The organism is Campylobacter sp. CFSAN093260 (assembly GCF_012890095.1).
Lineage (GTDB): Bacteria > Campylobacterota > Campylobacteria > Campylobacterales > Campylobacteraceae > Campylobacter_D > Campylobacter_D jejuni.
Genome location: NZ_CP040618.1, coordinates 732,711 through 744,732 on the forward strand (window position 1 = coordinate 732,711; position 12,022 = coordinate 744,732).

Sequence of the window (12,022 nt, forward strand, 5' to 3'; positions counted from 1 at the left end):
TATCCTAAGAATTATAATGCAATAAATAGTATTTTAGCTTTTATAAGTTTAACAAAGCCTTTAGAAGGCTTTGTATAGAGTTAAAAAGTAGGGATAACAGAGCCTTTGTATTTTTCTATGATAAAATTTTTAATTTTATCGCTTGTTAAAATTTCTTTAATAACAAGACTTTTTTGACTTGTTTCTTCACCTTTTCTTGTAGCTAAAACAATAGCATATAAACTATCTTTATCTTCCATAAAAATACCATCTTTTAAAGGGTTTAAGCCTGCTCCAAGAGCATAGTTTGTGGTAATAATAGCCAAATCAGTATCATTTAGGGCTCTTGGAAGTTGTGCGGCTTTAAGCTCTATAAATTTAAGTTTTTTTGGATTTTTACTTATGTCAATAGGGGTTTTAAGGGTGCTTTGACTTTTAAACTCTATTAAATTTGCTTTAGCTAGTAAATCAAGAGCTCTGCTTTCATTGGTAGCATCATTAGGTATAGCGATTTTAGCACCATTAGGAATGTCTTTTATATCTTTTATGGAGTTAGAATATATAGCCATAGGAACTAAAACAATAGCACCTAAAGAACTTAAATTTGTTCCTTTGTGGGTATTAAAATCATCTAAAAAAGGTTTATGCTGATATAAATTTGCATTTAAATCTTTCTCATTTAAAGCGATATTAGGTATATTATAGTCATTAAATTCCTTAACTATCAACCTCCAACCTTTTTCTTGAAATAAGGGTTTAGAGAAATTTAAAATTTCAGCATAAGGCGTTGGTGTTGCACCTATGATTATGGTTTTATCTGCCCCAAAACTAAGGCTAATTGTAAATAAAACACTTAAAAATATTTTTTTAATATTCATGCTATACTCCTAAAAAGCTGGGATTAATATATCTTTATAATGTTCATTAATGATGGCTTTAAATTTATCGCTTCTTAAAATTTCATCAATTACTTTGGTTTTTTCGCTATTTTTATCTTCTGAGCGTACCACAACATAATTTACATAAGGGCTATTTTTATCTTCCCTAAAAATAGTATCTTTACTTGGATTCAGACCGGCTCCAAGTGCGAAATTAGAATTAATTATAGCAATATCAACATCATCTAAAGCTCTTGGAAGTTGTGCGGCTTTAAGTTCTATAAATTTAAGTTTTTTTGGATTTTTGTTTATGTCCAATGGGGTTTTTAGAGTATTTTTGTTAAGCTCTATTAATTTTGCTTTCTCTAAAAGCTCTAAAGCTCTGCTTTCATTGGTCGTATCATTAGGTATAGCAACTCTAGCACCTTCTTTAAGATTTTCTAAATTTTTGATTTTTTTACTATAAACTCCTACTGGAGCTATAAGTACAGGCGTTGTTGCAATTAAATTTGAACCTTTTTTTAGGTTGTATTCTTCTAAAAAAGGTTTGTGTTGATATAAATTTGCATCAAGTTCTTTTTCCTCTAATGCACGATTGGGCAAAATATAGTCTGAAAATTCTACTATTTTAAGCTCATACCCTTTGTTTTTAAAATCATCTTTCATTAGTTCTAGTAAGCTACCAAAAGGATTTGGAGTGGCTCCTATAGTAATGTTTTGTGCAAATAGGCTAGATAAATTTAGAATGCAAGCGAGTATAATAATTTTAAATAAATTCATAAAAACTCCTTTGTATTTAAAAAAAAGTCCCTAGGTAAGGGACAAAATTAAAAAGCAGGTAAAACAGATCCGTTGTATTTTTCTATGATAAATTGTTTGATTTTATCACTTTGTAGAGCTTGGATTAAGGCTTTGATTTTTGGATCGTTTTCATGTCCCACTCTTACAACAAGAATGTTTGCATATGGGCTTTCTTTATCTTCGATAAATACGCTATCTTTTGCAGGATTTAGATTTGCAGAGAGAGCGTAGTTGGAATTAATTACAGCAAAATCAACATCATCCAAAGCTCTTGGAAGTTGTGCGGGCTTTAATTCTACAAATTTAATTTTTTTAGGATTGTCTATAATATCAAGAGGTGTTTTTAAAGCCTTATCTTTAAATTTTACCAAACCTTTTTTTGCAATAATATCTAAAGCTCTACTTTCATTGGTTGGATCATTTGGAATGGCGATTTTAACCCCTTCTTTAATATCATCTAGACTTTTGTATTTTTTGGAGTAAACAGCCATAGGTTCTATGTGTATGGCAGCTACTTTGATAAGTTTGGTGCCTTTGTTTTTATTAAATTCTTCCAAATAAGGAGTATGTTGGAAAAAATTTGCATCGGCTTCTCCGTTATCAACAGCTAGATTAGGTAAAACATAATCCGTAAATTCTTTGATTTCAAGTTTATAGCCTTGTTTTTCTAAATCAGGTTTTACTTGTTCTAGGATTTCAGCATGAGGGACGGGAGTTGCTGCAACTGTGATGGTTTCTAATGCATTTGCATTAAGACTTAATGTTAAAATACTTGCTATAAATAAAGATTTGATTTTCATTTTTTTCCTTTTTAGTCATTTTGTGCTTGCTTTAATCTTAATAAATTCACTCTGACTATCAGGAAGAAGCATATAAAAACTTGTTGATAGTCAGATTAACGCATCTGATACATCATTTTAATTCCTTTAATTTTTTTTAAATTTTACTTAAAAAAACTTATATTTATCTTAAAAGGAGATATAATCTCCTTATTTTTTGAAACCTTTATAAAGCAAACTTCCTAAAAATAAGATAAAAACAATTACTTGCCAAAAGAAATTTTCATCATTGTTTATATTGATAACTATACTAACTCCAAGTAAAATCAATAGAGTGGCAATGATATATGTAGTTTTACTATTTTTAGCCCAAGTATAAAATAAATTACCTAGAATTTGAACTAATTGAACTAATATAAGTAAAATAACTACAGTTTGAATCATAACTTCTTTGTTAAATCTTTCATAACCATAGCGAATAGCTACATCTCCTAATCCTCCACCACCGACAGTTCCAGCAAGAGCAGAAAAACCAATGGTAAAGATCAAAGTTAGGGTAATTCCGCTAATTATAGCAGGAAGGGCTTCACTAAAGATAACCTTGAAGATAATTTGAATATTGCTAGCACCATAACTTTTTGCTGCTTCTATAATTCCTTTGTCTATTTCTTTAAAAGCGCTTTCAAGCATCTTTGCCAAATAAGGAGCTATTCCGATAGCTAAAGGAACTATGGCAGCATTTGTACCTATGCTTGTGCCTACTATGATTTTAGAAAGTGGTAAAAGAACAACTATAAGAATTAAAAATGGAAAGGCGCGTAATATATTGGTAATAAAATCTAAAATACTATAAGCGATTTTATTTTCTTTAATTCCATTTTTATCCCAAATAGCAAGTAAAATTCCAGGAATGATAGCCAATAAAAATCCAAATAGTACAGCCATTAAACTCATATAAATTGTTTCATTAAGTGCAGGTTTTAAAATGTTTTCATAATTTTCATTGAAACTCGTGATAGAACTTAAACTCACTTCTTTAATATCCTGCCAAGAAAATTCATTAAAAAATTGAGAAATTCTACTAAAAAAAGCACTGACAATAGAGATGTTTTCTTCATTCATGATGCCACCTCCCATAATACCCCACTTTTTTCTATGTAATCAAGAACCTTGTCTTTATCCTTTTCATTTATATTTATAACTAAATTTCCCAAGGCTTTTCCATTCAGTTTTTCTATTTTACCCCAAACTATGTTAAAGTCTATATTTAGAGTTCTTGCCATATGAGTGATGACGCTATTTTGGGCAACTTCTTTTGGAAAGTAAAGTTTGATATTAAGTCCGTGCTCAGGCAAGAAGTCGCTTTCTCCTAAAAATTCTTTCATTTTGGCATTAGGCCTTAAAAAAAGCTCATCAATTGCTCCACTTCCTATGATTTGTCCATGTTCAAGTAATAAAGCTTTTTGAGCTATGTCTTTTACCACATCCATTTCGTGAGTTACTAAAACAACAGTAATCCCAAATTCAGCATTGATTTTAGATATAAGCTCTAAAATATTTTTTGTAGTGTTTGGATCAAGAGCCGAAGTAGCTTCGTCACTAAGTAAAATTTTTGGGTTTAAAGCTAAGGCTCTAGCAATAGCAACGCGTTGTTTTTGCCCTCCGCTCAGTTCTCTTGGGTAGGATTTGTTTTTATGATCAAGCCCTACGATTTCAAGTAAGGAATTGACTTTTTGGGCAATTTCTTTTTCGCTCATGTATTCTTTATTAAAAAGCTTGGCATGAAATTTACACTGAGTATAGTGTGTTCTTAAAGGCATAGCAACATTTTCAAATACATTTTTGCGCTCCATTAGGGCAAAATTTTGAAAAATCATCCCTATATTTTTTCTAAGCACTCTTAGCTCTTTTGATTTTTTTTGACTTAAATCTTTAATTTCTTGATCAAAGACTTTTAAGCTTCCTTCTTGATAATTCTCAAGTCCATTGATACATCTTAAAAGAGTGGATTTTCCAGCTCCACTATGACCTACTATGGCGTAAATTTCACCCTTTTTAATCTCCAAAGAAACATCGTTTATCACGAGTTCCTTGCCATAATATTTTTTTAAATTTTTTATTTTTATCAAATTTTAACCTCTTAGATTTTGAAGTTCAACTGATATTTTTTCAAGTTGAATTTTTAAATTTTCTAGAGCTTCTTTATTTTGCTCCACCACCTCTTTAGGTGCGTTAGCGATGAATTTTTCATTACAGAGCATAGAATTAAGCTTAGCACTTTCTTTTTCAAGCTTATTTTTTTGATTTTCAAGTCTTGTTAAAATACCGCTTAAATCAACATTTTCAAGCGTAATAAAAATTTCTAAATTCTCGCTGACATCACATATTGCCTTTGGTAATTTTTCTTCACTAAATTCTATTTGCTCGCACTTTGCGAGCATCATGATAAAATTCATATAAGCTTTGATTTCATCTTTGATTTTTTTATCGTTAAATTTGATATAAGCTTTTTCTATTTTAGAATTTCCAAGATCGATTAAACTTTTAGCACGGCGGATACCAACTATGCTTTCTATGAGTAAAGAAAAGATTTTTTCTATATTTTTATCTTGTTCTTTAAATTTTGGATATTTGCTTATCATAATAGAAGGGCTTGTTTTAAGTTCTGTATCGCTTAGTTTGTGGTATAAATACTCGCTGATAAAAGGCATGAAAGGATTTAAAAGTTTTAAAGCTTCTTTGAAAACACTACCAAGTTCTTTAACGCTTGATTTTTCGGCTTTGCTAAGCTCTATACCCCAATCGCAAAAATCATCCCAAAAGAATTTATATAGAGTATTAGCTGCATCATTAAAGCGATAATTGTCTAAATTTTCTCTTACATCCTTAACACAAGTTTGAAATTTGACATAAATATATTTTGCTAATTCTGAATGAAGTGTGATATTTTCCAAATCTTCAAATTTACTTTCATTTAAAAGCAGATAATTTGTAGCATTATAAATTTTATTTGTAAAATTTCTAACTTGTAAAAGTTTATCATTGCTAAGTTTAATATCGCGTCCTTGTATAGCAAGAAGTGCTAAAGTAAAGCGTAAAATATCAGCACTATATTCTTTAATGCTTTCATTTGGATCGATGACATTTCCAAGGCTTTTGCTCATTTTTCTACCTTGCTCATCTTTCACAAGAGCATGTAAATAAATATCTTTAAAAGGAAGTTGATGTAAGGCATTAGTGCTTTGAAACATCATTCTAGCCACCCAGAAAAATAAAATATCAAAACCTGTAATGAGTAAAGAATTGGGATAAAAATCTTTTAAATCCTTTTCAGACCAAATTTTATCTTTACCCCAATTTTCATTCCCCCAGCCTAGAGTACTCATAGCCCAAAGTCCTGAAGAAAACCAAGTATCAAGTACATCTTCATCTTGTTTGAAATTTTGACTTTGACATTTTGGACAAGTTTTAGGCGTATGTTGGCTTGCCCATTCATGAGAGCATTCGCAATAATACACAGGAATTTGATGCCCCCACCAAAGTTGTCTTGAAATACACCAATCTCTTAAATCTTTCATCCAAGCATTAAAGCTATTTATCCAGTGATTTGGGTAAAATTTACTTTCTCCAAGCGCAACTTTTTCTATACTTTCTTGGGCGATTTCTTTTTTTACAAACCATTGTTTGGAGATATAAGGTTCAACTATATTGTTGCAACGATAACAATATCCTATTTGATTGTTATACTCTTCTATTTTTTCTATAAAACCAAGACTTTCAAGTTTGGCTACGATTTTTTCTCTTGCTTCTAAGCGTTCTAAACCTTGAAACTCTAAACAATGTTCGTTTAAAATTCCTTTTTCATCAAAAACACTTATAAAATCTAAATTATGTCTAAGTCCTACTTCATAATCGTTCATGTCATGAGCGGGAGTAACTTTTACAACTCCTGTTCCAAATTCTTTTTCTACATGTTTATCGGCTATGATTTTAATGGCTTTTTTGCTTATAGGCAAAATCACTTCTTTGTCCACAAATTTAGTATAGCGTTCATCATCAGGATGCACCATAACTGCAGTATCGCCAAAAAAAGTTTCAGGACGCGTTGTGGCTACTACTAAAAATTCATCGCTATCTTTTAAAAAGTATTTAATATGATAAAGTTTTCCTTTGTTTTCTTTGTATTCAACTTCTATATCACTTAAAGCGCCATCATGAGTACACCAATTTATCATGTAGTTTCCACGTACAATAAGTCTTTTATCATAAAGTTCTACAAAAGCTTTTTTTACGGCATTAACCAAACCTTCATCCATAGTAAAACGCAAGCGACTCCATGCAGGAGTGATGCCTAGAGTTCTCATTTGGTCTAAAATTTTTCCACCGCTTTGCTCTTTCCACTCCCAGACTTTTTCTATAAATTTCTCTCTACCTAGTTCTTCTTTTTTAATGCCTTGAGCAAGGAGTTGTTTTTCTACAACATTTTGAGTGGCAATACCTGCGTGATCAAGCCCTGGTTGATAAAGAACCTTATAGCCATCCATTCTTTTATAACGCGTCATAATATCTTGTAGAGTAAAAGTTAAAGCATGTCCTATGTGTAAAACTCCAGTGACATTAGGAGGAGGCATCATAATGCAGAAATTTTTATCTTTTTCTTGTATGGTTTTATTGCCATCGATTTCAAAATATCCGCGTTCTTCGCAAATTTGATAATACTCTTTTTCTAAATTTTTATCATACATTATTTGCCTTTATTGTTTTAGCTTATTTAATAGAGCTAATTTCTATAATTTCACAAAACGGGAAGAAATATTGTGCTGTATTAAGTCCAGTTTTCAAACTTTTGATATGTTTAGAAAAATCACTTCCTTTGCCGTCTTTTTTAATTTGAAGTTTAAGTCTTTCTAAAATTTCTTCACGTGCTACATGTTCATTTAATTCTTTTGGATTGTTTAAATATGGGCTTAATCTATCTAAACTAATATATTTATAAGCTTTTTTCATATCTGAAAAGATAATTTCTTTGTTATAGATAGTTAATTTCATTTCCCCTTTTGGTAGCATTTTAACAAAAATACTTAGATAATAATCTTTTGCATTATCTTGTATAACGCTTAGCATATCTTTTAACAGATTGATTCTGTATTGGCTTAAAAATTTTCCATCTAAAATGTAAACTTTCATATTTTCTGTGCTAAGCTCAGGTTCTAAACGACTGTTTTTTCCTATGCTTAGATACTCTCTAGCGGTATTTAGATATTTATTTTTGTTTGATTTGTTTGATTGAAGTTCTTTTTTTACAGCTCTTTCTCTTTCTAAGATCTTTTGTTGTTTGTTGATTTCTTTTTTAAGAGCTTCTATTTTGGCTTGTTTATTTTCTTGTTTTAATTTTTCTTTATCCGTATCTAAAATTTGCTTATTTTCATTTGTATTAATATTATTACTTGTATTGGTGTCATTATTTAAGCTTTGATTGTTTTCGCTTATTGATGTATTAAATGTATCGTTATTTAAGCTTTGATTTTCATCTAATGGGTTTGTTTCTTGCTTTTGGATGGTATTGTTATTAATATTTATATCTGATGAACTATTGTTGGTTTGGATCGAAGGTGAATAGGAATTATCGTAGTTATTGGTATACGATTTTTGTTCGGTGTAAGTGTTGGTATTTAAGGTGTAATTCTTTGGTTTTGAATATTCAAAAAGATAATAATATGTTCCACCTAATATCACAATAACAGCAATTAATATGCCAACAATAATAGAAAAAATTTTCAAATTCATTTGCTATCCCTTAAAAACAGAAAGTTAAATAATTTTAGCATTGTACTATAATCTAATATAAAGTAATTTTAAATTTTTATATTTTTAAGTAATTTTTTTTTATAATTTTAACTTTTATAAGGAAAATAATGCCACTTTCAAAATTAAATAATGAACAATATCTTGCTGCTACTGCTGATTTTGGACACAATCTTGTTATTGCAAGTGCAGGGACGGGAAAAACTTCTACTATTGTTGCAAGAATTTCTTATCTTTTAAGCAAGGGAGTGGCACCTCAAAAAATCATGCTTTTAACTTTCACAAATAAAGCCAGTAAAGAAATGATAGGGCGTTTAGGGAAATTTTTTGATAAAAATATTACCAGTAAAATACTTGCAGGAACTTTTCATAGTACGGCTTATACCTTACTTAGAAATGCGGATAAAAATATAGCCTTAAAGCAAGCAAGCGAGTTAAAAACTCTACTTAAAAGTGTCTATGAAAAAAGAACTTTTAGGCATTTAAGTGATATAAAACCTTATCAATCAAGTTATTTATATGATCTTTATTCTTTGTTTCAAAACAAAGCGCACAATCAAGATTTTTATACTTGGTTTTGCCAAAACTACGAAGATCAAAGTATTTATGCTGAAATTTATGAAGATATTTTAAAAGAATATGATAATGAAAAAAAGCGTTTTAATTATGTAGATTTTAATGACTTGCTTATCAATCTAAAAGATCTTTTAAAAGAAGAAAAATATGAATTTGATGAAATTTTAGTAGATGAATATCAAGACACAAATACTTTGCAAAGTTCCTTAATAGAGGCTTTTCATAGTAAAAGTTTGTTTTGCGTAGGGGATTATGATCAAAGTATTTATGCTTTTAATGGAGCGGATATTAATATCATAGGTGGGTTTAAAGATCGTTTTAAAGATGCAAAAATTTTTTCTTTAAATAAAAACTACCGTTCATCAAGAAGTATTTTAGCTTTGGCTAATAAAGTGATTTTAAATAACGAAAGATTATATCCAAAAGAACTTATTGTTACAAGAAATGATGAGTTTAAAGCCCCATCTTTGCTTACTTTTGAAGAATTATTTGATCAGTATCAAAATATAGCCAAAATGATACTTACAAGCGGAGTAAGTTTGGAAGAAATTGCCGTGATTTTTCGCAACAACTCAAGTTCTGATGGGGTTGAAGTAGCTTTAAGGGAGCAGGGCATTGCAAGTGTGAGAAAGGGAAGTGGAAGTTTTTTTGAAAGTTTAGAAGTTAAAGCTTTTAGCTCTATGCTTGCTCTTGTGGTAAATCCTAAGGATATTATGGCTTTTATTCATTTGGTTCAATACACCAAAGGTGTGGGTGGGGTTTTAGCAAAAGAAATTTTTGACGCACTTTTAAAATTAGGGCATGGAAATTTAATAAAAGGTTTTTTAAATCCTGATAAAAATGTAAATTTGCAAAATCATCAAAAAAGAAATTATCAACTTGGGCTTTTTGCGGATTTAGAAGAATTAGCCAGCGAAACTCGTTTTAAATTTGAGAGTGAATTTGATGCACATCCTATTTTAAAACTTTCAAAAATCAATGATTTATGTGCTAGAAATTTAGAAAAAATTTATCTTTTTTTAAAAAAAGCTATGGAAATAAAACATTCTTTGACTTTGGTAAATTTAATTTGTGAAAATTCTTTTTATAGAGAAATTTGTGAAGAACTTGCAACCAAAAGAGCAACAAATAAAGCAGGACAAGTGGATTTATTAAGAAAGAGTGAAAATTTAGAAAAAATAGAAACAAAATTCAATGTCTTAAAAGAGCTTACAAAAAATTATAGCGATATTTATAAGTATTATAATTTTCTAACTTTAGGTGCAAGTGAAATGAGTAGTGGCAAAGGAGTTAATTTGCTTAGCGTACATGCAAGTAAGGGCTTGGAATTTGATCTTGTTTTTGTGATTGATCTTGCGCAAGGTCGCTTTCCTAATCAAAAGCTTATGGGAATGGGTGGAAGCTTAGAAGAAGAAAGAAGGCTTTTTTATGTTGCAGTAACTAGGGCAAAAAATATACTTTATTTAAGCTATGCTAAATATGATAAAAATAAAAAAACTTCTTTCGCCCCTTCTCGTTTTCTTATAGAAGCAGGGCTTTGCAAGGGAGAGTTAACTATAGATTGATAAAATTTCCTTTATATTATTATAAAGAAAGGTTTATTTTATGAAAAAAATATTAATTTTAAGTTTAGCAGCAGCAAGTTTTTTAAATGCTGAAATTTTAGTTTATGGTCCAGGTGGTCCCGCTCCTGTGCTAAAAGAGCTTGCTTTAAAATTTGAAGAAAAAACAAAAGAAAAGGTGATTGTAACCGCAGGTCCAACTCCAGCTTGGATAGACAAAGCAAAAGAAAATGCAGATTTGATTTTTTCAGGCAATACTTCAATGATGGATGATTTTGCTAAAAAAATTCCAAGTTTAAGTTTGGAAAATTTAAGCGTTTTAAATGTGCGTCCATCAGGTATTATCGTGCGTCCAAATAATCCAAAAAATATTAAAAATTTTGAAGACATTTTAAAAGATGACATAAATGTTATGGTGGTTGATGGCGCAGGACAAGTTGGACTTTATGAAGATATGGCTTTAAAAAGTGCAAAAAGAGAAAATTTGGTAAAATTACGTAAAAATATAAAAATTTATGCTAAAAATTCCAAAGCTGCTGTAGATGAGTGGAATAACAATCCAAATATTGATGCTTTAATCATTTGGTCTCATTGGGCAAAGGCTTTAGGCGATGATAAAGCTTTATTTATCAAAGATAAAAATGCAGTGATTTATCGTGCAGCTGAAATTGCTCCTACAAAAAAAGGTTTAGAAAATAAAAAAGCTTTAGAATTTGTAGATTTTATTAAGAGTAAGGAAGCTCAAAAAGTGTGGAAAAAATATACTTGGAAAGAAGTAAAATAATTTTGAGTGAAATTAAAAAATAATTAATATTTATAGGATATAATCACTCCTAAAACATTAATTGCAATAATGTTTAAAATATCAAAAAAGGAAATTAAATGAGTACAGTAAATTTTAAAGGAAATCCTGTAAAACTTAAAGGAAATTCAGTAGAAGTTGGAGCAGATGCTCCTAAGGTAAATCTTAAAGCTAAAGATTTAAGCGTGATTGAAATCGGTGCAGCGGGTAAAACTCAAATCATTTTAAGTGTTCCAAGCTTAGATACACCAGTTTGTGCTACAGAGGCTAGAGAATTTAATAAAAAAGTAGCCAGTTACAATGGTGCTGAAGTGATTGTAGTAAGTATGGACTTACCTTTTGCTATGGGAAGATTTTGCAGTACAGAAGGTATTGAAAATTTAAGTGTTGCAAGTGATTTTGTGGCAAAAGAATTTGGTGAAAAATATGGTGTTTTGATAAATGAAGGTGCTTTAGAAGGGCTTTTAGCTCGTGCCGTATTTGTGATTAAAGAGGGTAAAGTGGCATATAAAGAACTTGTAAATGAAATCACAGAAATGCCAGATATTGCAAAACTTGATGCATTTTTTGGTGGTTCTAGCTGCTGCGGTGGTTGTGGTTGCCATTAATTTTGATTAAGCCCATTCTTAGGGCTTAATTTTTATATCTTCATTTTTTTATTATTTTAAGTTGATTATATTTTAATTGTTAAGTTGATTATTTTTAATATTTATTTTGTGTAAGAATAATATAAAAAGGACAATAAAACTCCTATAAAATAGAGCTTTAAAATTATTATTTTTATTAAAATTTCAAGAGATTTTTATACTTCATTTTTTATAATAAGATGATTTTTTTATT

The 12,022-nt window shown here is 29.8% G+C and carries 10 protein-coding genes; 3 read left to right on the forward strand and 7 right to left on the reverse strand.

From position 1 onward, the window contains the following. Positions 1–80: 80 nt before the first annotated feature. The 7 genes from FBF22_RS03755 to FBF22_RS03785 form a co-directional block, all read right to left on the reverse strand. The gene (locus FBF22_RS03755) at positions 81–857 is read right to left on the reverse strand and encodes a MetQ/NlpA family ABC transporter substrate-binding protein (RefSeq protein WP_165433287.1); all 777 of its coding nucleotides are present in this window, start codon (positions 855–857) and stop codon (positions 81–83) included. Positions 858–866: 9 nt separating this feature from the next. Next, positions 867–1,637: a MetQ/NlpA family ABC transporter substrate-binding protein gene (locus FBF22_RS03760; RefSeq protein ID WP_052777769.1), complete on the reverse strand. Its 771-nt coding sequence runs from the start codon at positions 1,635–1,637 to the stop codon at positions 867–869. Between the two features lie 47 nt (positions 1,638–1,684). Then, complete coding sequence (locus FBF22_RS03765; RefSeq protein ID WP_002872575.1) at positions 1,685–2,458, reverse strand: MetQ/NlpA family ABC transporter substrate-binding protein; 774 nt, start codon at positions 2,456–2,458, stop codon at positions 1,685–1,687. A 189-nt stretch (positions 2,459–2,647) separates the two neighbouring features. Beyond that, positions 2,648–3,559, reverse strand: a complete 912-nt coding sequence (locus FBF22_RS03770) for a methionine ABC transporter permease (RefSeq protein WP_002852518.1) — start codon at positions 3,557–3,559, stop codon at positions 2,648–2,650. Beyond that, on the reverse strand, positions 3,556–4,566 hold the full coding sequence (locus FBF22_RS03775) for a methionine ABC transporter ATP-binding protein (RefSeq protein ID WP_052777768.1): 1,011 nt from the start codon (positions 4,564–4,566) through the stop codon (positions 3,556–3,558). The genes FBF22_RS03770 and FBF22_RS03775 overlap by 4 nt, the downstream gene beginning before the upstream one ends. A 3-nt stretch (positions 4,567–4,569) precedes the next feature. Next, positions 4,570–7,182 carry a valine--tRNA ligase gene (locus FBF22_RS03780; RefSeq protein ID WP_002885164.1) on the reverse strand — a complete coding sequence of 871 codons (2,613 nt, stop codon included), beginning with the start codon at positions 7,180–7,182 and terminating at the stop codon, positions 4,570–4,572. Positions 7,183–7,204: 22 nt separating this feature from the next. Further along, a complete protein-coding gene (locus tag FBF22_RS03785) occupies positions 7,205–8,224 on the reverse strand; it encodes a hypothetical protein (protein WP_002885166.1) in 1,020 nt (339 codons plus the stop codon). Between the two features lie 128 nt (positions 8,225–8,352). On the opposite strand from FBF22_RS03785, the gene FBF22_RS03790 reads away from it, so the two are divergent. The 3 genes from FBF22_RS03790 to tpx all read left to right on the forward strand — a co-directional run bounded on the left by FBF22_RS03790 (position 8,353) and on the right by tpx (position 11,790). Continuing rightward, positions 8,353–10,383 carry an ATP-dependent helicase gene (locus FBF22_RS03790; RefSeq protein ID WP_002885168.1) on the forward strand — a complete coding sequence of 677 codons (2,031 nt, stop codon included), beginning with the start codon at positions 8,353–8,355 and terminating at the stop codon, positions 10,381–10,383. Positions 10,384–10,423: 40 nt separating this feature from the next. Further along, on the forward strand, positions 10,424–11,164 hold the full coding sequence (peb2, locus tag FBF22_RS03795; RefSeq protein WP_002867970.1) for an AcfC family adhesin PEB2: 741 nt from the start codon (positions 10,424–10,426) through the stop codon (positions 11,162–11,164). 98 nt (positions 11,165–11,262) lie between these two features. Then, positions 11,263–11,790 carry a thiol peroxidase gene (gene tpx, locus FBF22_RS03800; RefSeq protein ID WP_002856712.1) on the forward strand — a complete coding sequence of 176 codons (528 nt, stop codon included), beginning with the start codon at positions 11,263–11,265 and terminating at the stop codon, positions 11,788–11,790. The last annotated feature ends 232 nt before the right edge of the window (positions 11,791–12,022 follow it).